Below are 26,683 nucleotides of genomic sequence, written 5' to 3'. Positions count from 1 at the left end.
GGCCCGCAGCGTTGATTCGGCGACGGCCGGATTTCAGCTCTTCTTGCCGCCGTTGGTCTTGTAGCTTTCGATGGACGCCTTCAGGTCCCAGTATTCGCGGCAGGCCATGCCGCAGGCCTGGCCGAGTGCGGCGAGGCGCTGCTCGGCCTTGGGCAGATCGCCCATCGAGAGGTACAGCTCGCCCGAGTATTCGAGCGCACCGCGGTGCTTCGGGTCGATCTTCAGCGCGGCGTCGTAGTATTTTTCCGAAGCCGTCCACTTGCCGGCGCCGGACTTGCGCAGGGTGTAGCCCATGAGGTTGTTCCAGTCGGCGTTGCCGCTGTCGTTGACGCGCTCGAGTTCGCTGACGGCCTCGGTCCATTTGCTGTCGGCGATCAGGGCGCGGGCGGCGGTCAGGTTGCTGGCCGCCGCGGCCTTGGCGGACGGCGCGGGTGTCATGTCCGCGGCGAGGGCGTGGCCGGCGGTCAGGGCCAGTGCCAGGGTGGCTGCGATGGCGATGCGGTGGCGCAAGGTGTTCATGGCGAAAGATCCTCTTGAAGTGGTTGGATGGGTTGGCGGACAGCGGCGTGCATCGCTGTCCTGCTTCCATTTACGCCAGGGGTTTCCGAACGGACGCATCATCGCGGAAAAAAACAGCCTTGTTCGGGGTGCGCTCACACCGCCAGCGTGATCGCTCAGCGCAGCGGTTGATCGGCCAGCACAACGACTGTGCACGCGCCCTGAATGAATACCCCCGAATGCCCAAACACATCCCCACCAAGATGGCCGTGTGAAATAAAGGGACAGGCATCGTCCCTGCAAAATGCAGCGATGCCGCACAGCGTTTCCCTGATCAACACCATTGCCGCCGGCCTCGGCCTGGCGCTGGTGTTCGGTTTCCTGGCGGCCAGGCTGCGGCTGCCGGCGCTGGTGGGCTACTTGCTGGCAGGCGTGATCATCGGCCCGTTCACGCCGGGCTTCGTGGCCGATGCGGGCATTGCCGCCCAGCTTGCCGAGATCGGCGTGATGCTGCTGATGTTCGGTGTCGGCCTTCATTTCTCCCTCGACGACCTGCTCGCGGTGCGCAAGATCGCGCTGCCCGGCGCACTGGCGCAGATTGCCGTGGCCACGCTGCTCGGCGGCGGCCTCGCCATGTGGTGGGGCTGGAGCCTCGGCGCGGCACTGGTGTTCGGGCTGGCGCTGTCGGTGGCGAGCACGGTCGTGCTGCTGCGCGCGCTGGAGAGCCTTGGCATCCTCGACTCGTTCACCGGCCGCATTGCCGTCGGCTGGCTCGTGGTGGAAGACCTCGCCATGGTGCTCGTGCTGGTGCTCATGCCGCCGCTCGCGGGTGTGCTGGGCGGCCAGCCGAACCATGCCGGGGGCCCCACCGAACCGCTGTGGCAGACGCTCGGCCTCACGCTGCTGCAGGTCGGCGGCTTCGTCGCCCTGATGTTGGTGGTGGGGCGGCGCGTGTTCCCATGGATCCTCTGGCAGGTCACGCGCACCGGCTCGCGCGAGCTGTTCACGCTGTGCGTGGTGGCTGCCGCGGTCAGCATCGCCTTTGCCTCGGCAGCGCTGTTCGGCGTGTCGTTCGCGCTCGGTGCCTTCTTTGCCGGCATGGTGATGCGCGAGTCGCAGTTCAGCCACCGCGCGGCGCAGGAATCGCTGCCGCTGCGCGATGCCTTCGCGGTGCTGTTCTTCGTGTCGGTCGGCATGCTGTTCGATCCCTCGGTGCTGATCGAGCGTCCGCTGCAGGTGCTGGCGGTGGTGGGGGTGATCGTGCTGGGCAAGTCGCTCGCGGCCTGCGCGCTGGTGCTGGTGTTCCGCTATCCGCTGGCCACGGCGCTCACGGTGAGCGCGAGCCTGGCGCAGATCGGCGAGTTCTCGTTCATCCTGGCCGGGCTGGGGGTGTCGCTCGGCCTGCTGCCGGTCGAGGGGCAGAGCCTGGTGCTGGCGGGCGCGCTGATTTCCATCGCCACCAACCCGCTGTGGTTCAGCCTCATCGCCCCGCTGCAGAAATGGCTGCACGCCCATTCCTCGTTCGCGCGCGGCCTGGCGTCGCGCGACGATCCGCTGGCCGAACTGCCGATGACCACCGAGGCCAGGTACCTCTCCAGGCAGGTGGTGCTGGTCGGCTATGGCCGGGTGGGGCGTCGCATCGCGGCCGAGCTCGAGGTGAACGACATTCCCTGCGTGGTGGTCGAGCAGAACCGCGAACTGGTCGAAAAGCTGCGCGAGGCCGGCATCGCGGCCGTGTGGGGCGATGCGGCAGACCCTGCCGTGCTGATCCAGGCCCACGTTGCACGCGCCCGCGTGCTGGTGGTGGCCACGCCCGACACCCTGAACGCGCGCCAGATGATCGAAACCGCCCGCACGCTCAATCCGTCGGTCCAGACCGTGATCCGCAGCCACAACGAGCACGAGGCCCGGCTGCTCACGCAGGAAGCGGCGGTCACCGTCTTCCTCGGCGAGCAGGAACTGGCTCAGGCCATGGCCCGCGACGTGGTGCAGCGTGCGGTTTCGATGGCCGTCCCGGCCTCCGCACCGGTTCAGAGGTCTTCGATGACCAGCGTGCGGTAGCGCTGCGCGATGGAGTAGGGCACGGTACGCACCTGTTCCATCAGGCGGGTCGCAGCCGCTTCATCTCTTGTCCTGACCAGGAGACCCGTGTGGCCCTCGCGCGCCAGCTTGGTGTAGGCGCGCACCGTGGCGGCGTCAGTGCCGGCGGAGGGCAGGGGGTTGTCCGAGTCTCTGACGGTGGGTGTGATTTCTTCCAGCACCGTCTGGGGGGGGAGCAGATAGACCTCGTCGCCGCTCATGCCTTTCTCGATCAGCCGATGGCCGATGCGATTGGCGTCCTCTGCGCTCGGGAACATCACCATCGAATAACCGGTCGGATAGAAAGCACCCCCGATACTCGACCGCATGCGGGGTTCAAGAGTGAAATGCTTCATGCTTGCCTCCTGGTTCTTTTGGAAGGTCCCTGACAACAACATTAGGCCGCCCGGCGCGCAAGCTCTGTAGGAGAAGCCCGGAAGCTGTCAACCGCACCCATCTTCCGTCCATTTGACAGAAATACCAGCATGCCCCGCATTTCCATGCCCTCACCCAGAAACATCGCACTGACCGTCCACGAACTGGAGGAGGGCGAGTTCTATTGGGTGCTGATGGAGGCGGTGGAGGGTGACGTCCCCAGCGCGGAGCACCACATCTACGAGCCGCTGGAGGCCGCCCACGACCCGTATGCCAGCTATTCCAACGCGCTGGTGGCGGGTGTCGCGGTGCTGCGCCGGCTGTTCGGCGCGGACGGAAAACCCGTCTGAGTCCCGCGGGGACGGGGCCTGCTTTCGGGCCGCTCCCTATAATCCCGCGGGCCTGGTGCGGCAGTTCTTCTTAACTGACGCCGCCACGCACACGGTTCGAAGGTGCCCCGCATGCCATTCAGTGGCCTGGGGGTTAAACGGGAAGCAGGTGCGCTGCGTCTTCACGGACGCATCCATTCCTGCGCTGCCCCCGCAACGGTCAGCGGATCTGGAAACCCTCGCGCCAATGCCCCTGTCGGCATTGGCAGCCACTGCGCCTCGGCGTGGGAAGGCGAGGGTTTCGGCTCCGATGCGCACTCATCCTGCCCATCGGAGCGCTCCGCGAGCCCGGATACCGGCCTTCGCAACCGCCTTCGGACGCTGCGGGAGTGCGGGTCCGGGCATGCCGCTTCGCCCTCGCGTGAACCGGCCCGCCCTTCGCCGCATCCCTCGACGTCCGCATTCGGTCAGGAGCCTGCGGGGACGCAGGTCGGAGGAGAAGTCACATGGGTCATGCATCGCCGGCGCGCGATCGCACGGGCGCGCCGCTGCAATGGGCACGCCTTTCGGGTCTTTCACTGGGTTTGGGACTGGCTTTCGGGCCGGGCAGCGCCTTGGCGCAGTCGGGTGAAGCGCCGAACAACAGCAACAACAGCCTCGCGCCGGTGCAGGTCGAGGCCACCCGGCACACGCCGCTGGCCATCGACGAGCCCTCGCACACCGGCAGCCGGCTGGGCCTCACGCCGCTGGAAACGCCGGCGAGCATCGAGGTGCTGAGCGGCGACACCATCCGCGCGCGCGGCGACGTGTCGGTCGTCGAGGCCGTGACCCGCGCCACCGGCATCACCGCCACGCCCGGCCCCGGCAACGGCGGCACGGCGATGGCGGCGCGCGGCTTCACGGGCCACGGCTCGGTGATGCAGCTGTTCGACGGCACGCGCCTCTACGCGGGCGCCGGCACCGTCACCTTTCCCTTCGACACCTGGTCGGTCGACCGCATCGAGGTGCTGCGCGGCGCCGCGTCGGTGATGTTCGGCGAGGGCGCCATCGGCGGCGCGATCAACGTGGTGCCCAAGAAGCCCATGCGCGGCCCGATCCAGAACGAGGCGCTCGTGACCGTGGGTTCGGATGCCACCCGGCAGGTCGCTTTCGGCAGTGGCGGCGCCATCAACGACATGCTCTCCTACCGCTTCGACATCAGCCACCGCAAGACCGACGGCTTCATGCTGCGCGGCGAGGCCGAGAGCCTGGCGGTGGGCGCGGCCGTGCGGCTCGATGTGTCGCCGCAGCTGCAGTTCACGCTGTCGCACGACGAGGGCCGCCAGTCGCCGCAGCGCTACTACGGCGTGCCGTTGATCAACGGCCGCGTCAGCAGCCTGAACCGCGCGCAGAACTACAACCTCGACGATGCCGAGATCAAGTACCGCGACCGCTGGACCCGCCTGGACGCCCAATGGACGCCCAACGACGCCGTCACCGTGCGCAACCAGCTCTACCGGCTCGACAGCAAGCGCCACTGGCGCAACAGCGAAACCTACACCTACAGCGCCATCACCGGCCGCGTCACTCGCGGCGACTACCTGGAAATCGGCCACGACCAGGAGCAGATCGGCAACCGCACCGACGCCACCTTCAAGCACACGCTCTTCGGCCTGGCCAACCAGGTGCTGGTGGGCTTCGATGCGAACCGCATCGACTTCCTGCACACCAACGATTCGCCCTATGGCGGCCGTTCGGTGGTCGACCCCTTCGTCTTCAACCCCGGCTACTACGCTTCGCCGGTGGCCTACACGCCGCGCTACAAGACCAAGACCAGCACCTACGCCTTCTTCGCCGAAGACAAGCTGGCCTTCAACGAGCAGTGGTCGGTGGTGGGCAGCCTGCGCTGGGACCACGCGAAGGTTGCGCGCACCGACCTGCAGAACGCCGCCAACAACCTCCAGAAAACCTTCGAGTACGCCACCGGCCGCCTCGGCGTGGTGTACGCGCCCGATGCCTCGCAGTCGTTCTACGCCCAGGTGGCGCGTGCGGCCGATCCGTTGACCTCGGTGATCAGCACATCGACCACGCAAGCGCCGTTCGAGTTGAGCACCGGCAAGCAGGTCGAGATCGGCTACAAGCGCCAGCTGGCCGACGGCCGCGGCGCATGGACCGTGGCGGCCTACCGCATCGAGAAGGACAAGCTGCTCTCGCGTTCTGCGAACGACCCGACCATCACGCAGCAGGTCGGCAAGCAGTCGTCCGAAGGCATCGAGGCCACGCTCGACCTGGCGCTGACCTCCACGCTCAGGCTCGAAGCCAACGTCGCCAAGCTGCGCGCGCGTTATGACGACTTCAACGAGGTCGTCGGCAAGTCGCTGGTCTCGCGCGCGGGCAACACGCCGTTCGGCGTGCCCGAAGAGGCTGCCAACCTCTGGCTCAACTGGCGCTTCTTGCCGCAGTGGGAGGCCGAGTTCGGCGTGCGCTACGTCGGCCCGCGCCAGGTCGATGCGGCCAACTCGCGCAAGATCGGCTCCTACACCGTGGCCGACGCAGGCGTGAGCTGGCAGGCGAACCCGTCGCTCAAGCTGGCGCTGCGGGCCTACAACCTGGCCGACCGCAAGTACGCGGTTTCGTTCTCGAACAGCGGCAACCAGTGGCTGCTGGGCCGGCCGCGCTCGGTCGAGCTGTCGGCACTGGTGAGCTTCTGAGCACGACGATGACATCCGCATGGCGCCGCGCCTGGCCCMGGGTCCGCCACTGGCTCTACTGGACGCACCGGTGGCTGGGCATCGGCGGCTGCCTGCTGTTCGTCATGTGGTTTGCCTCGGGCGTGGTGATGATGTACGTGGGGTATCCCACGCTCACCGACGGGGAGCGATTGGCTGGCCTCGGCCCGGTGCATTTCGAGCGGGCGGCGGTGGCGCCTGCGGCCGCGCTCGATGCGCTGCCGCAGGCCGTGCGCGCACAGCAACCACGGCGCATGGCGCTGGAGATGCAGGGCGGCGCCGATCCGCAGCCGGTGTGGCGCATCGTCGATTCGCGCGGCGGGCGGCATGCGGTGTCCGCACGCGACGGCCGCGTGCTCGGGCCGGTCGGTGCCGCGCAGGCCGAGTCCATCGCCCGCGATTTCTCCGGTCAGTCCGGCGCGCGCTGGGCCGAGACGCTGGAGCGCGACCAGTGGACCGTGCCGCAAGGGTTGAACCCGCTGCGTCCGCTGCACCGCATCGAAGTCGGCGACGCGGCTGGCACCGAGCTCTACGTGTCCTCGCGCACCGGCGAAGTGGTGCGCGACACCACGCGCTCCGAACGCTTCTGGAACTGGCTCGGCTCCGTGCCGCACTGGATCTACTTCACGCCGCTGCGCGCCGATCCGCCGCTGTGGCACGACGTGGTGGTGTACCTTTCGGCCGCCAGCATCGTCTCGGCCGTGACCGGCATCGTCATCGGCATCCTGCGAATCCGGCTGCGCCGGCGGTTCCGCAACGGTGCGGTCACGCCCTACACCGGGTGGATGGCCTGGCACCACATCGCCGGGCTGATCGGCGGCTTCTTCGTGCTGACGTGGATCGTCAGCGGCTGGCTTTCGATGAACCCCAATGGCTGGTTCCAGCGCGACCCGGCCGATGCAGCCGCCATGGCGCGCTACACCGGCGCCGGTTCGTCGCCGTTCCCGTGGCCGCCGGCCGTGTTGCCGGCAGGCGAGGGCGCTGCTGCACCCCGCGAGGCGCTGCTGACCTGGTTCGACGGCAAGCCGCTGCTGCAGCTGCGCGATGCGCAAGCGCGCGTGCGGGTGGTGGATGCCGCTACCGGCGCACCGGCATCGATCGGCCGCGAAGAGATCGCGAATGCCGCTGCGCGCCTGCGGCCCGGTGCCGCCGTGACGCAAACGACGCTGCAGACACGCGAAGACTTCCACTGGTACGGCCACCACCGTGAGCGCACCCTGCCCATCTGGCGCCTCGAATTCGACGACGCCGCGCGCAGCTGGATCTACATCGACCCCGCAAGCGGCCAGGTCGCCGGCAGCAACGACAGCAACTCGCGCCTGCGCCGCTGGCTCTTCAACGCAGCGCACAGCCTCGACTTTCCGTGGCTGATCCAGTACCGGCCGGCCTGGGACATCGTCGTGTGGCTGCTGTCGATCATCGGCACCGTTGCCTCGGCCAGCGGCGTGGTGATCGGCTGGCGCCGGCTGCGGCGCAAGCCCCGGTCGGCTGTGCCGGGAGCGCAGCGCGCGCTTCAGCGTTCATGACAGGGGCTTGCGCGAGCCGGCCCATCCACCAACAATCAACTTGCAACACAGGAGGTGCTCGATGCACATCGAACCAGGTTTAGTCGACGGATCCAAGATTTTCCTCAGCTACGCGACGGCCGCCGCCGCGCTCGCCTACACAGGCAAAGTGGCCATCGATACCCTCATGAAGGACGGCATTGCTGCCCTGGCGCTGCGCTCGGCCATTGCCGTGGCGCTGGTGTTCTGCTTCTTCGAAGTGTTCCCGCATCATCCCGTGGGTGTGTCCGAGGTGCACCTGATTCTCGGCACGACCCTGCTGCTGGTGTTCGGGTTGGCGCCCGCGGCCCTCGGGCTGGCGGGCGGGTTGCTCATCCAGAGCCTGTTCTTCGAACCCCAGGACCTGCCGCAGTACGGCATGAACATCACCACCTTGCTGGTGCCCTTGTTTGCCACTTCCGCGCTGGCACGGCGGATCATTCCCCAGAACGTCGCCTACGTGGACATCGGCTACCAGCAGGCATTCAAGCTGTCGGTGGCCTACCAGGGGGGCATCGTGGTCTGGGTCGGCTTCTGGGCGCTCTACGGACGTGGTACCGGGCTCGAGAACCTGGGCCAGATCGCCAGCTTCGGCGCTGCCTACATGACCGTCGTGCTGGTCGAGCCGCTGGTCGACCTGGGTGTGCTGGCCGCCGCCAAGGGCTGGCGCCGTCTGCAAGGGACGGCTTTCGTCGAACGCCGTTTGTACGGCAGCGTCTGATTCAAGCCTGTTGCCGCGCCCCTCGAGCACGACTCGGGGCGCTGCCGCGCGCCCGCTTTTTCGCCATCCATTTCCGCGCCACCGGCGCCTGAAAGAATTTCTCCATGACCCCCAGCAACGCCAAGATCCCCGTCACCATCGTCACCGGCTTCCTCGGCAGCGGCAAGACCACGCTGCTGCGCCACATCCTCGGCAACGCCGAAGGCCGGCGCATCGCGGTGATCGTCAACGAGTTCGGCGAGCTCGGCATCGACGGCGAGATCCTGCGCGGCTGCGGCATCGGCTGCGAGGATGAGGACAGTGAGGGCAACGCGCGCGAAGGCGCACTCTACGAGCTGGCCAACGGCTGCGTCTGCTGCACCGTGCAGGAAGAGTTCCTTCCCGTGATGCTGCAGCTGGCCGAGCGGCGCGGCGACATCGATGCCGTGCTCATCGAAACCTCGGGCCTCGCATTGCCCAAGCCGCTGGTGCAGGCCTTCCAGTGGCCGGACATCGCCAACATCTTCACCGTCGATTCGGTGGTCACCGTGGTCGACGGCCCCGCTGCCGCCTCGGGCCAGTTCGCCGAGAACCCGCAGGAGGTCGATGCGCAGCGCCGCGCCGACCCCAACCTCGACCACGAATCGCCGCTGCACGAGCTGTTCGAAGACCAGCTCTCGGCCGCCGACCTCGTGGTGCTCAACAAGACCGACCTGATGGACGATGCCACGCGCGCCAAGGTCGAGGCGCTGGTGCGCGAGGAGCTGCCGCCCGAGGTCAAGATCGTCGCCGCCACCGAAGGCAAGCTGCCGCTCGCGCTGCTGCTGGGCCAGGGCCGCGCGGCCGAAGCATCGATCCACCTGCGCGAAAGCCACCACGACCACGAGGAAGACCATGACCACGACGAGTTCGACTCGCTCGTGATCGAGCTGCCGCCCGTGGACCGCGACGATCTGCTGAGCACGCTCGCCGCGCTGGTCGAGCAGCACACCATCTACCGCGTGAAGGGCTTCGTCGCGGTTCCCGGCAAGCCGATGCGCCTCCTGGTGCAGGGCGTGGGCCGCCGTTTCGACCACCACTTCGACCGCCGCTGGCGCGACGGCGAAGCGCAGCGCACGCGCCTCGTCTTCATCGGCGAAGACCTCGACGAAGCCGTGCTGCGCAAGGCGCTGGAAGGCGCGGCCGCCGTTCCCGCCTGATCGGCCGATGGCCTGAACGCATGCACCTGCTGAGCACCCAGCCCGGGCGCTTCGTCGAAGACGACAGCGTCGTCACCCGGCTCGACCAGACGCCGGGCGACATCGTTGTGCTCAGCTCGGCCGACACCACGCTCGCGCTGCTCGCCGCGGCGCGCACCGCACTGGCGGCCACCGATCCCGGCTACCCGCCGCTGCGGCTGGCCAACCTGATGCACCTGCGGCAACCGGCCTCGCTCGACCTGTATGTCGACGAGGTGCTGCAGCATGCGCGCGTGGTGGTGGTCGATCACCTGGGCGCCGAGTCGGCCTGGGCCTACGGACTGCAGCAACTCGAGAAGCTCGCGAAGCGCAAGGGCCAGCAGCTCGCGATGTTCTCGGGCGACCTGCAGGAAGACGAAGACCTGCTCGCGCGCAGTACAGCGCCGCGCGCCGTGAGCCGCCAGCTGTGGCAGTACATGCGCGCGGGCGGTGCGGGCAATGCGATGCAGTTCCTGCGCGCGGTGGCCTTCCACGGCCTTGGCCATGGCGAAGCGCCCCTGCCGCCGCGCAGCCTGCCGCAGGTGGCGCTGCATGTGCCGCGCGGCATGGACGCGGCACACAGCGTCGCCGGCATCGACGATCTGCGCGCCGGGTGGCATGCGGGGGCGCCGGTGGTGGCGCTGGTGTTCTACCGCTCGCACCTGCTGTCGGGCAACACGGCGGCCTTCGATGCGCTCGCCGCCGCGCTGCACGCCGAGGGGCTGAACCCGCTGCCGGTCGCGCTCGATTCGCTGAAGGACCCGCTGTGCATGTCTGCATTCCGTGGCCTGTGCAGTGAACACGACGTGCAGCTCGTGCTCAACACCACCGCTTTCGCCGCGCTGGGGCAGGGCGCGCAGGACGACGAAGGCGGGGCCGTCGCGCTGGCCGGCGATGCACCGGTGCTGCAGGTGATCGTGAGCGGCGGCAACCGCGAAGACTGGCTGGCCGACAGCCAGGGCCTGCGCCCGCGCGACATTGCGATGCAGATCGCCCTGCCCGAGATGGACGGCCGCATCATCACGCGCGCCGTGAGCTTCAAGGGCCTGTCGCACCGTTGCGCGCTGACGCAGACCGAGGTGGTGAGCTACCAGCCCGAGCCCGACCGCATCGCCTTCGTGGCCGAGCTGGCGCGCCGCTGGTGCCGCCTGCGCGGCCTGCAGGCGGCCGACAAGCGCATCGCGCTGATCCTGGCGAACTACCCCGGCAGCGAAGGGCGCATCGGCAGCGGGGTGGGGCTCGACGCGCCGGCTTCGGTGATTGCCATCCTGCGCGCGATGCAGGCCGGGGGCTACGCACTCGGCGAACCCGGTTCGATGCCCGCCGATGGCGATGCGCTGATGCAGAAGCTGCAGGAAGGCATCGCCAACGATCCGGCCCAATGGTCCGCGCGGCCCGCCTGGCAGAGCTACGCGCTCGCCGACTACCGCGCGCGGCTTGCCGCCTTGCCCGAGGGCATGGCCGCCGCCATCGATGCACGCTGGGGCGCGCCCGAGCAAGACCCGATGCTGCGCCAGGGCCGTTTCATGATCGCCGGGTTGCGGCTGGGCCATGTGTTCGTCGGCATCCAGCCCGCGCGCGCACTGGGCATGCTCGACACACAGGGAGTGGCCGACTACGCGAGCTACCACGACGCCGAACTGGTGCCGCCGCACAGCTACCTCGCGTTCTATTTCTGGCTGCGCGATGCCTTCGCCATCGACGCGGTGGTCCATGTCGGCAAGCACGGCAACCTCGAATGGCTGCCGGGCAAGAGCATTGCGCTGTCGCAGACCTGCTGGCCCGATGCCATCCTCGGGCCGCTGCCCAACGTCTACCCCTTCATCGTCAACGACCCGGGCGAGGGCGCGCAGGCCAAGCGGCGCACGCAGGCGGTGATCGTCGATCACCTGATGCCGCCGCTCACGCGCGCCGAGAACCACGGCCCGCTGCAGGACCTGGAGCGCCAGGTCGACGAGTACTACGACGCGCTGCTGGTCGATGCGCGGCGCGCCAAGGTGCTGCGCGCGCAGATCCTCGCGGCGGTGCGTGCGCAGCACCTGGTCGAGGAACTGGGGATGCCGGGCGCGGAAGACGATGCGGTGCTGGCGCGCGTCGATGCCTACCTGTGCGAACTCAAGGAAACGCAGATTCGCGACGGGCTGCATGTGTTCGGTGCCTCGCCGCAGGACCGTCTGCGGCGCGACACCTTGCTCGCGCTCGCGCGCTACCCGTCCGGCGATGGTGCGGGTGCAAATGCCGGGCTGCTCGGAGCGTTGACGCAGGACTTGCTGCCGGGCGAAGCCTTCGACCCACTCGACATCGACGCGGCCAGGCCATGGCAAGGCGCGCGGCCGGCGCTGCTGCAATCGGTGAGCGCCGATCCGTGGCGGCATCACGGTGACACACGCGAGCGGTTGGAACTGCTCGCGCAGCGCCTGCTGGAAGAGAACGCCTGTCCGCCCGACATGCCACACACCGCCGCCGTGCTGCGCCGCGTCGAACAAAGCCTTGCGCCGGCGCTCGATGCCTGCGGCCCGCAGGAACTGCTGCAGCTTTCACGCGCGCTGCAAGGCCGCTTCGTGCCGCCCGGCCCGAGTGGCTCGCCTTCGCGCGGTCGGCCCGACGTGCTGCCGACCGGCCGCAACTTCTATGCGGTCGACACCCGCGCCATTCCCACGCCCACCGCCTGGATGCTGGGCCTCAAGTCCGCCGCGCAGCTGGTCGAACGCCACCTGCAGGCGCACGGCGACTACCCCGTGGCGATGGGCCTGTCGGTGTGGGGTACGGCCACCATGCGCACCGGCGGCGACGACCTGGCCCAGGCCTTCGCGCTGATCGGCGTGCGGCCCAAGTGGGCGCCGGGCAGCCAGCGCGTGGTCGATTTCGAGGTGCTGCCCACGGTGGGGCTCGGACGTCCGCGTATCGACGTGACGCTGCGCATCTCGGGCTTCTTCCGCGATGCCTTCCCCGGCGCCGTGCAGATGTTCGATGCCGCGGTGCAGGCCGTTGCATCGCAGGAGGACGAAGACGCCGAGCGCAACCCGATCCGCGCGCGCATCCTGCGGGAGAGTGCGGCACTCGAAGAACAGGGCCTCGCGCCTGAAGCCGCGCGCACGCAGGCCGGATGGCGCGTGTTCGGCTCCGCACCGGGCAGCTACGGCTCCGGCCTTCAGCCCTTGTTCGACCACGGCAACTGGCAGACCGACGACGACCTCTCCAACGCCTACGTCGGCGGCAGTGCCCATGCCTACGGCCAGGGCAGCGACGGCGTGCCGGCGGCCGACGCCTTGGTGCGCCGCCTGAGCGCAATGAACGTCGTGATGCAGAACCAGGACAGCCGCGAGCACGACCTGCTCGACTCCAACGACTACTACCAGTTCCAGGGCGGCATGGCCGCCGCCGTGCGCCACCTGAGCGGCCAGCAGCCCGCCATGTACCACGGCGACCACGGCAACCCGCAGGCGCCGCGCGTGCGCACGCTGAAGGAAGAAATCAGCCGCGTGATCCGCTCGCGCGTGGTCAACCCGAAGTGGATCGCCGGCGTGAAGCGCCACGGCTACAAGGGCGCCTTCGAGATGGCCGCGACCGTGGACTACCTGTTCGGCTTCGACGCCACCGCGCGCGTGGTCGGCGACCACCAGTACGCGATGGTGGCCGATGCCTATGTACTCGACGCCGCCACCCGCGATTTCGTCAACGCGCACAATCCGCGCGCACTGCACGACATGCTGAGCCGCCTGCTCGAAGCCATGCAGCGCGGCCTGTGGCAGTCGCCCGGCGACTACCAGTCCCAGTTGGAAAACCTGTTGCTCGACCACGAGCAGCAGATGGAAGGATCCCCCCGATGACCACTGCCGCGCCCATGCCGGTGCCTTTTCCCTTTGCCGCGATTGCCGGCCAGCCACGGCTGCGCCAGGCGCTGCTGCTGRCCGCGGTCGATCCCGGCCTGGGCGGGGTGCTGATCGAAGGGCCCCGCGGCACGGCCAAGACCACGGCGGCGCGCGCGCTGGCCGAGCTGCTGCCCGGCGCGCCCTTCGTCACGCTGCCGCTGGGCGCGAGCCTCGAAAGCCTGGTGGGCACGCTCGACCTCGGCCATGCGCTCGCGGGCCACGAACTCAAGTTCGCGCCCGGCCTGCTGGCGCGCGCACATGGCGGCGTGCTCTACGTGGACGAAATCAACCTGCTGCCCGATGCGCTGATCGATTCGCTGCTCGACGCAGCGGCGAGCGGTGTCAACGTGGTGGAGCGCGACGGCATCTCGCACCGGCATGCCGCGCGCTTCGTGCTGGTCGGCACGATGAATCCGGAGGAGGGCACGCTGCGCCCGCAACTGCTCGACCGCTTCGGGCTGTGCGTGCAGCTGCGCAACATCGAGGACGCGGCCGAGCGGCAGGCCATCGTGCGTGCGCGGCTGGCCTTCGATGCCGATCCGCAGGGCTTTCGCTCGAAGCATGCGCAGGCCGAAACCGAGCTCGCCGCTGCGCTGGGCCGGGCCCGCGCCGTCGTGGCCGACGCGTCGGCGCTGGCGTACAGCGACGATGTGCACGAGGCGGTCAGCGGGCTGTGCATCGCATCGCAGGTCGATGGGCTGCGCGCCGACCTCGTGATGCTGCGCTCGGCGCGCGCACTCGCGGCCTGGGACGGCGCTGCGGCGATCACCGCCGACCACGTGCAGCGCGTGGCCGAAGCGGTACTGCTGCATCGGCGCAAGCCGGAAGCCGAAGGCGCGGCACCCGCAACAGCACCGGCCACCCGGAACACGAAGGGCGAGGCGGGAACGAACGGCGCCGATCGAAGCGATGCAGGCGACCAGGACTGGGGCGCGATGCCCCCCGAGCCCGTCGGCATCGAACGCGTCAAGCCGCTGCGCCCGCTGATCTCCCCGCAGCCCGCGCAGCAGGCCGCCCCAAAAAAAGCCTGAGCCTCCGGGACGCCGCACCCGCTGGCGCACGCCAGGGCGACTGGAGGCAGGGCAGGCAAAGGGACGCATGGCACGGCGCCGCATCGAAGGGGGCGGCGCTCGACTGGCCGCGCACCCTCGCGGCCCGCGGCGCCGATGCGCTGCGCGCGGAACACTTGCGGCGCCGGCCGCTGCAGGCGCGCAGCGGTGCGTTGCACTGCTTCCTGCTCGACTGCTCGGCCTCGATGCGCAGCGACGGCAACCTCGCGCGCGCCAAGGGCCTGCTGCTTTCGTTGATGGAAGAGGCCTACCAGCGGCGCGACCATGTGGCGCTGCTGTGCTTTGCCGGCGAAGTGGTCGAGCTGCGCCTGCCGCCGCGCCGCGCCAGCGCCTGGAACGACGACTGGGTCGCGCCCATTGCCGCCGGCGGCGGCACACCGCTGGCGCTCGGTGTCCAGCACGCCGACCGGTTGCTGGCCCACAGCGTGGCGCGGCAGCGCTGGCTGTGGCTGCTGACCGATGGCCGGAGCAACGAAAGCCCGGCCCGGCCCGAGGCCGCAGACATCGCCTGCGTGGTCGATTTCGAAGCGGCGCGTGTGCCACTGCATCGGGCACGGCAACTCGCCGCGCGGTGGCAGGCGCGCTACCTGCCTGCGGAACCGGCTTCTCGCAGGGAAGTTCGGGTACCGTAGCGGCATGCGCATGAAACCCTGCTTCCTGGCCGCTGCGTTGACGCTGGCCATGCCCGCCTTCGCACAATCTGCGGAGCCGGCGGATGCTGCGGCCTGTCATGCGGAGGAGGCCGCGCTCGAGCGCGACATGGATCTCGCCCGCTCCAGAGGCCAGATGCTGCGCCGGCGGCAGCTCGCCGAAGCATTGGGCGCACTGCAGGCGCGTTGCAAGACAGTCGCCCCGGCGAAGAGCCGCGAAGCGCGCATCGAAAAGCTGGAGCAGGAGATCCGCACCCTCCGGTCGGACCTCGACCGCGCCGAGGAGCAACTGCGCAGCCTGAAGAACGAGTCGCCCTGAGGGCTACTTCACGGCGGCCGCAGCCAGACCGTTCTCCTCTTCCTTCGCCTCCTCTGCAGCCTCCACGGGCGCCAGCATCGTCCCGCGGCAGTTCGGCGAGCCGCAATGGCAGGGGTACTTCGACGACGGCGAGCCGTCGTCCGCCGTCAGCGAATAGTCGATGAACAGCTCGTCGCCCGCGTCCACGGCAACGAGCGTCTGGAACCTGAGCACCAGTTCGCCGCCGTCGTCGTACTCTTCGACGGCCTCGCAGTTCGGCTCGCAGGCGTGGTTCAGGTGGCGGGTGCTGTTGCCGCCCTTGGCGCCGTCGATGGTCTCGTGGTTCGACAGCGTGAACAGGTAGGTGAGCTGGTCGTTCCAGGCCTTGGCGGCGATCTCCTGCTGCGAGTAGCGCCGGCCTTCGTAGAGGCCGAGGAATGCGTTGGCCGGCAGGTCGCGGGTCGCGAAGGCGCCGAGGCCATGGACGCCGCTGGGGCCGACCCGGACGAAGGGGGTGGACGATGTGTGCTTGTGACGGGATTTCATGGGAGGGGTTGAACGTTGACGGGCTGGAAGGTCAAGGCCGGGGATCGCCCAGCGAGGCCAGGCAGCCCACGATGGCGTCGGCCGCTTCGTCCAGCCGGGGGCCGGGGCGCATCATCAGGTCGAAGCGCGCCGAGGCAAAGCTGCAGACGCGTCCGCGCTGGATGGCCGACATGGCCGACCAGCCGGGCCGCGCGGCCATCGCCGAGATTTCGCCCAGCGCCGAGACCATCAGCACATCGGGATTGGCGCGCACCACGAATTCGGGGCTCATCTTCGGAAAAGGCCCGAGCGTGCCCGGCACCGCGTTGGCGAGGCCGAGGCGCGCCAGGGTTTCGCCGATGAAGGAGCTTTCGCTGGCTGCCGCGACGCCGCCGTGCACCTCGAAGTACACGCGCCGTCCTTTCCAGCCCGCAGGCACCCGGGCCCGGGCCGCGTCGAGCCCGGCATCGAGCCGGCGCCAGAAGGCCTCGCCCGCGCCGGGTTTGCCGGTGGCGCGGGCCACAGTTTCCATCACGCGCCGCATGTCGGCATGGGTCTTGGCGTCGAGTGCCAGCACCTTGATGCCCAGGCGCTCCAGCGGTTCGGCGGCGCGGCTGCGCGGGCGCAGCAGCACCAGGTCGGGCTTGAGCGCGACGATGCGCTCGATGTTCGCGTCGTCGATGCCGCCGACCTGCGGCAGGCCTTTCACCGACGCGGGCCAGTTGGCATGGCGATCGATGCCCACCAGCCGGTCGCAGGCGTCGAGCGCGCAGACCGTCTCGGTGAGCGAAGGCATCAGCGACACGATGCGTCGCGCCGGCGCCTGCAGTTCGAGCGTGGTGCCGCGGTCGTCTTCGAGCCGGATGCCGGCGGCATGGGCCGACCCGATGCCGAGCGCGACGAAGGCCGCGGCCCTGGCGATCCGGCGGGCGGCGTTGGAGATCGGCTGGCGCCGGAGCGGGGCAGGGTGGGGCAGTGCGGTGGAATTCATCGGGCGGGCGTTGTCGGCCCGCTATTGTCGCGGCGCCTGCATCCGCAGCAGCCGCGCTGCTTCCTCCGCGCGCGCATCGTCCACCTCGCGCAGCACGTTGCTGAGGTCGACCGGGCCTGTTTCGCGCACAAAGGTGCCCGTCAGTTCGGTCTCGGGCCGCAGCAGGCCGCGCTCGTAGAGCTGCCAGATCTCGTCGCCATAGTGCGTGCGCAGCAGCGCCGGCGCGTACTGGCCGAAGAAGTTGCGCAGGTTCTCGACGTCGCGCAGCAGCATGCGCCTGGCGTGGTTGTTGCCCGCGGCGTCCACTGCCTGCGGCAGGTCGATGATCACCGGGCCATCTTCCGCCAGCAGCACGTTGAACTCCGAGAGGTCGCCGTGCACGACGCCGGCGCACAGCATGCGCATCACTTCCTTCAGCAGGCTGGCATGGTGCCGCAGCGCATCTTCGGGCGCGAAGGCCACGTCGTTGAGCCTCGGGGCGGCGTCGCCGTTGGCGTCGGTCACCAGGTCCATCAGCAGCACGCCCTCGAGGAAGTTGTGCGGCGTCGGCACGCGCACGCCGGCGGCGGCCAGGCGGTAGAGCGCATCGACCTCGGCGCTCTGCCAGATGGCCTCGGTCACCTTGCGGCCGAAGCGCGTGCCCTTGGCCATGGCGCGCGCCTCGCGCGTGTTCTTGACGCGGCGGTTCTCGGTGTAGTCGACGGCCTGGCGGAAGCTGCGCTTGTCGGCCTCCTTGTAGACCTTGGCGCAGCGCGTCTGGTCGCCGCAGCGCACGACGTAGACCATCGCCTCCTTGCCGCTCATCAGCTGGCGAACGACCGTGTCGATCAGGCCTTCGTCGACCAGCGATTGCAGTCTCTGGGGTGTCTTCATGCGTGTGCGTCCTGCGAAGCCGGGGGGCGGGTCGAGAGGAAGGCCCTCAGGCTGTCCGTGCCGATCTGGTAGGCCCCATCATGCCTGTGCGCGGAAAAGCCGAGCCGGCGGTTGATGGCGAGCATGGGGGCGTTGACCTCGGCGTTGCTCGTGATGGCCATCGTGACCCCGGGGTGGCGCTCGCGCACCAGCTGCAGCATCACCGCCTTCACGCCCTTGGCCAAGCCCCTGCCGCGCCAGTGGCGGGCCACGGCCGTGAGTCGCTGGAACATGCGGTCGGGGTAGAGCTGGTTCCAGCTGGCATCGCACACCGCGGCCACCTCGTCGCCGTCGAGCAGGAGCACGAGGAAGTGCTCGCCCCCGCGGCGGTCGATCTCGGCGTACCAGGCGCGGAAGCCCTCGAGCTCGAAGCGCATGGGCGGGCGGTCGAGGTTGGTGGTGGGGGCGTCTTCCAGCAGCGCCGAGAGCGGCGCCATCAGCGTCGCGAGCCGCTCGAAGGGCACGCGGCCTGCGTGGATCTCCAGGCGCAGTCCGTGGTCGGCCGCGAGCGCCTTGGCCCGCCAGCGGGCCAGCGCGTTGTCGTCTAGGCGGGCGAAGGCCATGCGGTTCTCGATGCTGCGGTGCTTCTCGGCCGCGCCGATGGCCGTGAAAAACGCATGTCCTTCGGGGAAGGACGTGTTGAAGGTCGCCGTAGTCTTGCCTTGCTCTTCCATGAAGGCGAGCAATGTCCGCATCAGTTCGCAGCCAAGGCCTTGGCGCCGGTGGGATTGCCGCACGCCGCCCCAGACATCGACGAAGGGCGCATAGGCTTCGCAGTCGGGTGTGCCTTCGCGGCGAACGCTCATGTTGATGCTGCCGGCGATGTTGCCTCGGCCGTCCAGCGCCAGGACGCGATGGACGACGTGCAGAGGCGTGTGCTGGCGCACGTTCTGTTCGGTATGGGCATCGCTCGGCAAGGGCTCGTCCGGAAAGTCTTCCTCGTTGCGAAGACGCCAGTAGGCAAGGGCCTTCGCCCACTCTTGCGCGGACGCGCGCTGGGGATCGAAAACGAAAGTCGCGAAATGCCGCGCATCGGCGGCACGGGTTTCAAGCATGGTGGGCCTTGATTCGAAAAATGAACGGATCGCGCTCGGCACAGGCGTGCCGGCGGTGGCGTTTGAATCGGAAGGTCTGTCGCGGCAGGAGACCGCGACGGTCGAACTGGCTGTGCCCTTCAGGGGCGCGCGCCGCGCAGGTGGTGCGTCAGCAGCAGTTCTTTGGCGACCCGACGACAGACCGTACGGGGGAGGGGGAATGAATAGCAGTGTCTTCCATCGCGCACCTCCGGTCTGTGTTGTGGATCGAGGCGTCGAATGTAGCGTTGTTCGCGCGGCCTGTGAAGTGCCGGCTACTGTCCCGGGCGCGCAGCGAAGGCGGTTGCGAACGCTTCCGCCACTGCGTCGACGTTCCGGTTGTCTTCGTCCGAGCTTCGCCACACCAGGGAGATCTTCCGGAACGGGGCGCGTTTTCCGAGATCCACTTCGCGGACGTCGTAGGCATTGACCAGCGGGCGCCTCGGTTGCGGGACGACCGAAATGCCCAGGCCCTGCGCGACCATGGCCACGATGGCGTCCATCGAGCGCAGCTCCATCACGCAGCGGGCGCTGGGCATCAGGCTGCGAACATAGCGCGCGGCGACACGCCCGCCCGACAGCGACAGGTCGTAGCCCACCCAGTCGTAGGCCTCCAGCAGTTGCTTGACGCTTTTCTCCGGGGCTTTCGAGGGCGCCAGCATCACATAGGGCTGGCGGTGCAGCTCGCGCCAGACCAGGCGGCGCGAACCACCGGATTCGGGTTGGACCAGCAACGCAATATCGAGCCGCGCCGCCTTCAGCTCCGCAAGAAGTTCGTCGGTGTCGTTCAGCGGGGGCACCACGACCTCGAGCGAAGGATGGCGTTGGCGCAGCGCATGGAGCGCGCGCGGAAGCACGTCGCTTTGCATGCTGGTGATCACGCCGACCCTGATGCGGCCCGCGACCCCGACGGCCGGGCGGGATCGAAGCATTTGAAGCCTGCTCGAAAAATCGCCCACCGCGCTCACGACCTCCCGGGCAAAAGAGGTGGGCACCACCACGCGGGTCGAGCGATCGAACAAGGGCTTTCCGAAGTATTGCTCCAGCTGCTTGACCTGCAAGCTGACCGCACTCGGACTGCAACCGACGACCCCGGCCGCAGCAGTGAAGCTGCCCTGTTCAAGGATGGTTCTCAGCGTGACCAGCATCGCGAGATTCATGAGAAGTCCTCACAGTTGATATTTGTATATATCACTTTACTCATTCCACGGCGCACCTAGGATTGCTTCATCGCCACCCATTCATCTGCCTGACCGGAGCCACTCGCCCATGAACGACATCCGACGCCTTTCCCTCTCGCGTGCCAGGACGATGGCATGCATGCTCGGGCTCGCGCTCGCCGCATGGCAGGCGCACGCGGCGGACGCATGGGTTCCCGAGCGACCCATCCACCTCATCTCGCCGAGTCCTCCGGGTGGGGGCACGGATGCCGTCTCTCGCCTGATCGCCGCCAAGCTGGGCGAGCAGGCCAAGTGGCAGGTGGTCGTCGATACGAAGCCCGGTGCGGGCAACAACATCGGCCTGGAGTTCGGCGCGAAGTCGCCGCCTGACGGCTACACCGCCGTCCTGGGCGAGACCAGCAATCTCGCGGTCAACCAGTTTCTCTACAAGAAGCTCAGCTTCGATCCGTCCAAGGACCTCGCGCCCGTTGCATTGGTTGGCACGGGTGTGTCGGTGCTGGTGGTGAATGTGGGCAGCCCTTTCGACAGCCTGGCATCGCTGCTGGCTGGGGCCAAGAAGAAGCCGCTGGCCTATGCGTCGTCCGGAAACGGAACCGTCGGGCACCTCGTGGCCGAAAACCTGCGCGTCACGACAGGCGCGGACCTTCTGCACGTGCCCTACAAGGGCGGCGGCCCGGCCATGACGGATCTGCTGGGAGGGCAGGTCGATTTCTACTTTTCTTCTCTGGTCTCCGCGCTGCCCTTGATCAAGACCCACAAGCTGCGCGCGCTGGCGGTGACCTCCGGGGCGAGAGATCCATCGCTCCCCGACGTTCCCACGTTGGTCGAGAGCGGCTTCAAAGGCTTCGAGTACTACACCCTCTATGGCGTCGTGGTGCCCGCGAACACGCCGGAAAATATCGTCCGGACCATGAATCACGAGATCAATCGCGTACTGGAGCTGGCCGATGTCCGGGCCAACCTGGCTGCACGCGGCATCTACGTCAAGACGGGGACGCCAGAGGCGTTCAATGCATTCCTGAACAGCGAGAGAAAGAAATGGTCGGCGGTCGTGAAAGCGTCCGGCGCCACTGCCGAATGACGACGGAGATTCAAACGATGGCCGATGCTTCTTCAGCCGAACATCGCAGGGTCGACCTGCGCAGCGACACCGTGACGCAGCCCACGCCGCAGATGTACGAGCGCATCGCATCCGCGCCGCTCGGCGACGATGGTCTCGATGGCGATCCGACCGCGGCTGAGCTGGAGTCGGCTGCCGCGCACATGCTCGGGAAGGACGCCGCGCTGTATGTGCCCAGCGCGACGATGGCGAACCTCCTCGCCATCCTCGCGCAGGCCGAACGCCAGGAGCTCGTGCTGGCGGAAGCGGCGTCCCACATCTACGTGACCGAACGCGGCGCGGCCACCTTGACCGGGACTTTCTACGAAAGCATCGCCGGGGTCGATGGCGCGATGGACCTGGATGCGCTCAAGGAGGCCCTGGGGCCGGGCCGCAACAAATTGCGCACTGGCGTCGTGTGCATGGAGACGTCTCACAACAACGCAGGCGGGGCCGTGTTGCCGCTCGCCCATATGCAGGCCGTGTTCGAAGCCTCGAAGGGCGCCGGCGCCGCGGTGCATCTCGATGGCGCGCGGCTCATGAACGCGGCGGTGGCCCTGGGCGTACCGGCGGCGCGCATCACGGCCTGTACCGACACGGTTTCGCTTTGCCTGTCGAAAGGCTTGAGTGCGCCCATGGGCGCGGTGCTTGCCGGACCCGCAGCCACTGTCGAGCGAGCCCGATGGTTCAGAAAGCTGCTGGGAGGCAGTCAACGCCAGGTCGGCATTGCCGCGGCCGCCGGATGGGTCGCGATCACCTCCATGGTGGAGCGGCTCGCAGACGACCATGCGGCCGCGCGCCGGCTCGCACAGGAGATCGGCCGCATGCAGGGGCTTGCCACCAACGACCCCCAGACCAACATCGTGCAGGTCGATGTGACCCGAAGCGGGCTCAGCGCCGTCCAGTGGGAGTCCAGGCTCAGGGAGCTGGGTGTGCTGGTTCGCCCATGGGGCAAGCACCGGCTGCGTTGCGTGACCCACCGCCATGTGGGCGAACGCGAGATCGACGTGGCTCTGGAGGCCTTCAGGTCCGTGGCGACCGCCTGTGTAGCATCCTGATCCGCAGGCCGACCTGCGGCACACACACCTCCACATGGCCACCACGGAACAACTCCCCCAGTCGAGCTTTCTCTATTTCACGGGCCAGGGCTCGGACAAGGTCTACCAGGTTCATCTGCGTCCCAAGGACGACGGCTGGGTGGTCGACTACGGCAACGGACGGCGCGGCGGCACGCTCGCCACCGGCACCAAGACCAGCAGCCCGGTCGCTTTCGAGGCCGCCCTGAAGATCTACGAGAAGGTGGTGAAGGAAAAGACTTCGAAGGGCTACACGCCGGACCAGTCCGGTGCGCTCTACACCTCGACCGACCTGGCCGGCCGCATGAGCGGCGAGCTGCCGCAACTGCCCACGCTGATCCTCGAGGAGCAGGCGGCGCGCTACTTCGACGACGCGGGCTGGGGCCTGCAGGAAAAGGCCGATGGCGAGAACCGCATCCTGCTGATCGAGGGCGAGACGGTGCGGGGCACCAACCGCCGCGGGCTGTTCGTCGACATTCCGCAGGCCTGGGTCGGCGCGGCCGGTGCGCCGGCGGGCCGGACCGTCGTGGCGGGCGAGCATGTCGGCGATGCCTTCAAGGCCTTCGATCTGCTGGAGCTGGACGGGCAGGATCTGCGCGGCGCGCCTTTCATCGAGCGTTTCGGCCACCTGCAGAAGATGGCTGGCCTGGTGCAGTGGATGGTGGTGCTCGAGCTCGAACTCACGGCGGAAGGCAAGCGCCGCCGCGCCGCGGAGCTGCTGGCCGCGCACGGCGAAGGCTATGTGCTCAAGGCGCTCGATGCGCCGTTTGCGGCGGGCCGCAGCACCACGAGCCTCAAGTTCAAGTTCAACCAGAGCGCGACCTGCGAGGTGATTCGCGTCAACGCGCAGCGCTCGGTGGCCGTGGGCCTGCGCGACGACACGGGCGCGATGGTCGACCTGGGCAATGTGACGGTGCCGCCCAACGAAGCCCTGCCGGCTGTCGGCACGCTGGTCGAGGTGCGCTATCTCTACCGCTATGCAGGCGGCAAGTTCGAGCAGCCGGTCTACAAGGGCCAGCGGCCGGACATGACCTCCGAAGACGCGGTGCTCTCGCAGGTCACGCGCATCAAGGACCGAAGTGCGGCGATGGATGCGGTGGACGACGACGCTTCGTAGGCGTCAGCCCAAGGCCGCGCGCAGCCTGGTCGCAAGCTGCTGCGCATGGGCGCTGGAGCCGACGTTGGTGAAGCCCATCAGCAGCCCTTCGTCCTGGAAGCCGGCCGTGCCTCGTGCTGAAAGCGGCTGGCAATTCAGGCCGGCCCCTTGCGCGCGGCGGGCCAGTTCCGTGTCGCTCTCGCGGCGTTGGTCGAAGCGCGCAATCAGGTGCATGCCACCGCTCTTGAGGTCGATGCGCACCTCGTCGCCGAAGGCCTTCAGCAGCGCGGCCACGAGCATGGCCCGGCGTCGTGCATAGAGCAGCCGCATCTTCTTCAGGTGGCGGGAGAAGTGGCCCTCGCGCATGAAGTCCGCAACGGTGGCCTGCGTGATCTGAGGGCATCCGTTGGAGCCGATCCGTGCAGCCTCGCTGAAGGCACCGAGCAGCGATTCGGGCACCACCACATAGCCCAGCGCCAACCCCGGGTAGAGCACCTTCGAGAAGCTGCCCGCATAGAGCACGCGATCATGGCCGTCGAGGCTCTTGAGGGCGGGCAGCGGCGGACCGGCATAGCGGTACTCGCCGTCGTAGTCGTCCTCGACGATCCAGGCCTTGGCCTGCGAGGCCCATGCGAGCAACTGGAGCCGGCGCGCCAGCGACATCGACACGCCGAGCGGCGCCTGGTGCGAGGGCGTGACGATCGCCATCCTGGCCCTCGCTGCCTTGCGCACGCCGCGGGCAACCACCATGCCTTCGTCGTCCACCGGCACGGGCACCGCGCGATGGCCGGCGCTGCGCAGCACCTCCTGCGTCGGCGGAAAACCAGGGTCTTCGATCCACACGCGATCGTCCTTCTGGAGCAGCGTGTGCGCAACGAGCGCGAGCGATGCGCGGTACCCACCCGTCACGAAGACCTGCGAAGCGTGGCACGACACGCCGCGCGACACCAGCAGGTAGGCCGCAATGGCCTCACGCAGCGGGGGGTAGCCCGACGGGTCGCCATAGAACATGTCGACCGCGGTCATGGCCCGGACGCGGCGGGCGGCGAGGCGTGCCCAAAGCTTGCGCGGAAAGGCATCGAGTGCCGGGATGCCGAGCTGCAAGGGCGGTGGCGCGGTCGCTGCGGCGAGCGTCTCGCGATGGCGGGGCGTGTCGATGCGACGGGCTTCGCGCCGCACCGGCCGGTGCGGCGGCAGTGAAGGCGAGATCACCGTGCCCGCCTGCCCCWGCGACGAGAAATAGCCTTCGCCCGCGAGCTGGTTGTAGGCCGTCTCGACGGTGCCCCGTGCCACGCCCAGCTCGCTAGCCAGGCTGCGCGCGGATGCCACGCGATCGCCCGGGCGAAGCACGCCCTGTTCGATGGCTGTCCTGAAGCGCTCGTAGATCTGGCGGTGCAGCGGCGTCGGCGTTGTCCGATCGACCTTCAGCAGGGCGGCGGAAGATTTCTTCTCTTGGATCATGGCCCAGTCATTTTGACGAATCTTGGCTCTTTGGGGTAGGGCATCGAAAACCTAAGCTCGAACCTTCGAACAGCCAGCAAGAAGGAAATGCGATGCGCGAGAAGATATTCGTAGCGGGTGCGGCCGGTGCCGTCGGCACCGCGCTGGTCCCGCTGCTGATCGAGGCCGGCTACGCCGTGTACGGCAGCACCCGGCGTGCCGACCGCGCGAGCGCGCTGGAGGCCCTGGGCGTGACGCCGGTCGTCGTCGACGTGTTCGATGCGGAGGCACTTCGCGCGGCGCTGGTCCGCATCGCGCCCGAGGCCGTGATCCACCAGCTCACCGACCTGCCGCCCGATCTGAATCCGACGCTGATGGCCGAAGCCGTCCCTCGCAACGCACGCGTGCGCACCGAAGGCACGCGCAACCTCGTGGCCGCGGCGCTGGCGGCCGGCAGCCGTCGGCTGGTGGCGCAGAGCATCGCCTGGGCCTATGCACCGGGGACCACGCCCCATACCGAAGAGCAGCCGCTCGATCTCGACGCCGAAGGCTCCCGCCGTGTCACCGTGGATGGCGTTGCAGCGCTGGAACAGAGCGTGTTGGGCACGGCCGGCATCACCGGCACGGTGCTGCGCTACGGGCTGCTCTACGGCCCGGGCACCGCGAACGCCGAGGCCAAGGGGGCGAGCCCGGTTCATGTGGAGGCCGCGGCCTGGGCCGCAGTGCTGGCGCTGCGGCATGCGCGCGGCGGGGTCTTCAATATCGCCGAGCGCAGCCCCGACGTCAGCAGCGAGAAGGCGAAGCGCGAGCTCGGCTGGCATCCGTCGCTGCGGCTGCGGCAAGGCGTGACGCAATGAACGCGGCCCGACTTCATCGCAGCCAGGTGGGGGCCGGCCTTGGCGCGCTGTCGCTGGTCCTGGCGGCAGGCTGGGCGCTGATGCCCCACGGCAACCGGCAGGAGGCCGTGGATTGGTTCGCCGATGTGTGCAGCACGATGAGCCGGCCGATGTTCTCCTCGGCGCCGGCGCCCGCAGGCTCCGGCGTGGCCGCGAGGCCATCGACCGGGGTCAAGGTGCTCTCGTGCGAGGCGCTGCCGAACGTGCCCGGCAAGTCCGTGACCACGGTCCTCGTCGACTTTCCGCCGCTGGCCTATTCGCCGGCGCACCGGCATCCGGGCTCGGTGACCGCGATCATTCTCGAAGGCACGGTCCGCTCGCAGCTGGGCGGCGGCCCCGTGGGCACCTACAAGGCCGGCGAGACCTTCTTCGAACCGCCGCGGACGCTGCATGTCTTTGCGGAGAACCCCGACCCGGTGCGGCCCGCGAAGCTGGTGGCGGTGTTCGTGACCGAGGAGAACTGCGGGCCGCTGCTGCTGCCGCCCTGACCACGATCGAACGCCGCCGCCTGTTTGCGCACAGCTTCAAGGTGCGGTCAAACGGTGCCGTATTCGCCCTTCGCCCGCGGGGGAGGCCCACGTCAGCCCGGCCGTGCACGATTAGAGTTCCCCGATGACTCTTACCTACCTGTACCTCGCCGTCGCCATCGTCGTGGAAGTTCTTGCGACCAGCTTCCTGAAAGCCTCGGACAGCTTCACCCGACTCTGGCCGAGCGTGGCCACCGTGGTGGGCTACGCCGTGTCGTTCTACTTCCTGTCGCTGGCGTTGCGCGTGTTGCCCACCGGCATTGCCTATGCAATCTGGTCGGGCGTGGGCATCGTCCTCATCTCGGTGGTGAGCTGGCTCTGGTTCGGCCAGTCGCTGGACGGCCCGGCGATCACCGGCCTGGGGATGATCATCGCGGGTGTCGTGGTGGTCAATGTGTTCTCGAAATCGGTGGCGCACTGAGTGGGCATCTCGAGCCTGGTGCCCCTCAGTGAGGGCGACCGGCATTGCGATTGTTTCCTGCTCGCGAACACCGTGGTTCCTTTTGCTAAGGGTTTTTACTTAGAGG

24 protein-coding genes and 1 riboswitch are annotated in these 26,683 nt (G+C 68.6%); of the genes, 16 read left to right on the top strand and 8 right to left on the bottom strand.

Annotated elements, in window-relative coordinates:
- Nucleotides 1-33: 33 nt before the first annotated feature.
- Nucleotides 34-519, bottom strand: a complete 486-nt coding sequence (locus AC1DXX_RS28080) for a tetratricopeptide repeat protein (RefSeq protein ID WP_478137493.1) — start codon at nucleotides 517-519, stop codon at nucleotides 34-36.
- A gap of 291 nt (nucleotides 520-810) precedes the next feature.
- Between AC1DXX_RS28080 and AC1DXX_RS28075 the strand changes: the two genes are divergently transcribed.
- Nucleotides 811-2,559: a cation:proton antiporter domain-containing protein gene (locus tag AC1DXX_RS28075; RefSeq protein WP_478137492.1), complete on the top strand. Its 1,749-nt coding sequence runs from the start codon at nucleotides 811-813 to the stop codon at nucleotides 2,557-2,559.
- Here the strand turns inward: AC1DXX_RS28075 and AC1DXX_RS28070 are convergent.
- A complete protein-coding gene (locus AC1DXX_RS28070; RefSeq protein ID WP_478137491.1) occupies nucleotides 2,529-2,933 on the bottom strand; it encodes a hypothetical protein in 405 nt (134 codons plus the stop codon). The two genes, AC1DXX_RS28075 and AC1DXX_RS28070, sit on opposite strands and share 31 nt — an antisense overlap.
- 144 nt (nucleotides 2,934-3,077) lie before the next feature.
- On the opposite strand from AC1DXX_RS28070, the gene AC1DXX_RS28065 reads away from it, so the two are divergent.
- The 9 genes from AC1DXX_RS28065 (at nucleotide 3,078) to AC1DXX_RS28025 (ending at nucleotide 15,361) form a co-directional block, all read left to right on the top strand.
- Nucleotides 3,078-3,302 (top strand): hypothetical protein, encoded by a 225-nt coding sequence (locus AC1DXX_RS28065; RefSeq protein WP_478137490.1) that lies wholly within the window; start codon nucleotides 3,078-3,080, stop codon nucleotides 3,300-3,302.
- An 84-nt stretch (nucleotides 3,303-3,386) separates the two neighbouring features.
- A riboswitch (cobalamin riboswitch) is annotated at nucleotides 3,387-3,659 on the top strand.
- A gap of 128 nt (nucleotides 3,660-3,787) precedes the next feature.
- Nucleotides 3,788-5,971, top strand: a complete 2,184-nt coding sequence (locus tag AC1DXX_RS28060) for a TonB-dependent receptor (RefSeq protein WP_478137489.1) — start codon at nucleotides 3,788-3,790, stop codon at nucleotides 5,969-5,971.
- Nucleotides 5,972-5,979: 8 nt separating this feature from the next.
- Nucleotides 5,980-7,515: a PepSY domain-containing protein gene (locus AC1DXX_RS28055; protein WP_478137488.1), complete on the top strand. Its 1,536-nt coding sequence runs from the start codon at nucleotides 5,980-5,982 to the stop codon at nucleotides 7,513-7,515.
- A 61-nt stretch (nucleotides 7,516-7,576) separates the two neighbouring features.
- Nucleotides 7,577-8,254, top strand: coding sequence for an energy-coupling factor ABC transporter permease (locus AC1DXX_RS28050; protein WP_478137487.1), 678 nt, complete (start codon nucleotides 7,577-7,579; stop codon nucleotides 8,252-8,254).
- Between the two features lie 104 nt (nucleotides 8,255-8,358).
- A complete protein-coding gene (gene cobW / locus AC1DXX_RS28045) occupies nucleotides 8,359-9,432 on the top strand; it encodes a cobalamin biosynthesis protein CobW (protein ID WP_478137486.1) in 1,074 nt (357 codons plus the stop codon).
- A gap of 20 nt (nucleotides 9,433-9,452) precedes the next feature.
- Nucleotides 9,453-13,280 (top strand): cobaltochelatase subunit CobN, encoded by a 3,828-nt coding sequence (cobN, locus tag AC1DXX_RS28040; protein WP_478137485.1) that lies wholly within the window; start codon nucleotides 9,453-9,455, stop codon nucleotides 13,278-13,280.
- Entirely contained in the window at nucleotides 13,277-14,353 is a 1,077-nt protein-coding gene (locus AC1DXX_RS28035; protein WP_478137484.1) for a magnesium chelatase ATPase subunit I, read from the top strand. Before cobN ends, AC1DXX_RS28035 begins: the two co-directional genes overlap by 4 nt.
- Nucleotides 14,354-14,508: 155 nt before the next feature.
- Nucleotides 14,509-15,024 carry a vWA domain-containing protein gene (locus AC1DXX_RS28030; protein ID WP_478137483.1) on the top strand — a complete coding sequence of 172 codons (516 nt, stop codon included), beginning with the start codon at nucleotides 14,509-14,511 and terminating at the stop codon, nucleotides 15,022-15,024.
- A 10-nt stretch (nucleotides 15,025-15,034) separates the two neighbouring features.
- The gene (locus AC1DXX_RS28025; RefSeq protein ID WP_478137482.1) at nucleotides 15,035-15,361 is read left to right on the top strand and encodes a DUF1090 family protein; all 327 of its coding nucleotides are present in this window, start codon (nucleotides 15,035-15,037) and stop codon (nucleotides 15,359-15,361) included.
- 3 nt (nucleotides 15,362-15,364) lie between these two features.
- Here AC1DXX_RS28025 and AC1DXX_RS28020 read toward each other — a convergent pair whose 3' ends face one another.
- The 5 genes from AC1DXX_RS28020 to AC1DXX_RS28000 all read right to left on the bottom strand — a co-directional run bounded on the left by AC1DXX_RS28020 (nucleotide 15,365) and on the right by AC1DXX_RS28000 (nucleotide 20,001).
- Nucleotides 15,365-15,886, bottom strand: coding sequence for an SET domain-containing protein (locus AC1DXX_RS28020; RefSeq protein WP_478137481.1), 522 nt, complete (start codon nucleotides 15,884-15,886; stop codon nucleotides 15,365-15,367).
- Nucleotides 15,887-15,917: 31 nt separating this feature from the next.
- Nucleotides 15,918-16,856 carry an ABC transporter substrate-binding protein gene (locus tag AC1DXX_RS28015; RefSeq protein WP_478137480.1) on the bottom strand — a complete coding sequence of 313 codons (939 nt, stop codon included), beginning with the start codon at nucleotides 16,854-16,856 and terminating at the stop codon, nucleotides 15,918-15,920.
- A 21-nt stretch (nucleotides 16,857-16,877) separates the two neighbouring features.
- Nucleotides 16,878-17,729, bottom strand: coding sequence for a PA4780 family RIO1-like protein kinase (locus AC1DXX_RS28010; RefSeq protein ID WP_478137479.1), 852 nt, complete (start codon nucleotides 17,727-17,729; stop codon nucleotides 16,878-16,880).
- A complete protein-coding gene (locus AC1DXX_RS28005) occupies nucleotides 17,726-18,823 on the bottom strand; it encodes a GNAT family N-acetyltransferase (RefSeq protein WP_478137478.1) in 1,098 nt (365 codons plus the stop codon). The genes AC1DXX_RS28010 and AC1DXX_RS28005 overlap by 4 nt, the downstream gene beginning before the upstream one ends.
- A gap of 293 nt (nucleotides 18,824-19,116) precedes the next feature.
- Nucleotides 19,117-20,001, bottom strand: coding sequence for a LysR family transcriptional regulator (locus AC1DXX_RS28000; protein ID WP_478137477.1), 885 nt, complete (start codon nucleotides 19,999-20,001; stop codon nucleotides 19,117-19,119).
- A gap of 109 nt (nucleotides 20,002-20,110) precedes the next feature.
- On the opposite strand from AC1DXX_RS28000, the gene AC1DXX_RS27995 reads away from it, so the two are divergent.
- Genes AC1DXX_RS27995 through AC1DXX_RS27985 form a run of 3 tightly spaced genes read left to right on the top strand, consistent with a single transcriptional unit; the run spans nucleotide 20,111 to nucleotide 23,314 of the window.
- Nucleotides 20,111-21,103, top strand: coding sequence for a Bug family tripartite tricarboxylate transporter substrate binding protein (locus AC1DXX_RS27995; RefSeq protein ID WP_478137476.1), 993 nt, complete (start codon nucleotides 20,111-20,113; stop codon nucleotides 21,101-21,103).
- Between the two features lie 17 nt (nucleotides 21,104-21,120).
- Nucleotides 21,121-22,179, top strand: coding sequence for a threonine aldolase family protein (locus tag AC1DXX_RS27990; protein WP_478137475.1), 1,059 nt, complete (start codon nucleotides 21,121-21,123; stop codon nucleotides 22,177-22,179).
- A gap of 34 nt (nucleotides 22,180-22,213) precedes the next feature.
- Nucleotides 22,214-23,314: an ATP-dependent DNA ligase gene (locus tag AC1DXX_RS27985; protein WP_478137474.1), complete on the top strand. Its 1,101-nt coding sequence runs from the start codon at nucleotides 22,214-22,216 to the stop codon at nucleotides 23,312-23,314.
- A 3-nt stretch (nucleotides 23,315-23,317) separates the two neighbouring features.
- On the opposite strand, the gene pdxR is transcribed toward AC1DXX_RS27985, so the two are convergent.
- Complete coding sequence (pdxR, locus tag AC1DXX_RS27980) at nucleotides 23,318-24,754, bottom strand: MocR-like pyridoxine biosynthesis transcription factor PdxR (RefSeq protein ID WP_478137473.1); 1,437 nt, start codon at nucleotides 24,752-24,754, stop codon at nucleotides 23,318-23,320.
- A gap of 92 nt (nucleotides 24,755-24,846) precedes the next feature.
- Here pdxR and AC1DXX_RS27975 point away from each other — a divergent pair, with 92 nt between their 5' ends.
- From AC1DXX_RS27975 to AC1DXX_RS27965, 3 genes are all read left to right on the top strand, one after another.
- The gene (locus tag AC1DXX_RS27975; protein WP_478137472.1) at nucleotides 24,847-25,590 is read left to right on the top strand and encodes an NAD-dependent epimerase/dehydratase family protein; all 744 of its coding nucleotides are present in this window, start codon (nucleotides 24,847-24,849) and stop codon (nucleotides 25,588-25,590) included.
- Nucleotides 25,587-26,117, top strand: a complete 531-nt coding sequence (locus AC1DXX_RS27970) for a cupin domain-containing protein (RefSeq protein ID WP_478137471.1) — start codon at nucleotides 25,587-25,589, stop codon at nucleotides 26,115-26,117. Before AC1DXX_RS27975 ends, AC1DXX_RS27970 begins: the two co-directional genes overlap by 4 nt.
- Nucleotides 26,118-26,241: 124 nt before the next feature.
- Entirely contained in the window at nucleotides 26,242-26,577 is a 336-nt protein-coding gene (locus AC1DXX_RS27965) for an SMR family transporter (RefSeq protein ID WP_478137470.1), read from the top strand.
- Nucleotides 26,578-26,683 lie beyond the last annotated feature (106 nt).

The organism is Variovorax sp. P4_B10, from assembly GCF_056402375.1.
This window is presented reverse-complemented; position numbering and strand designations above follow the sequence as displayed.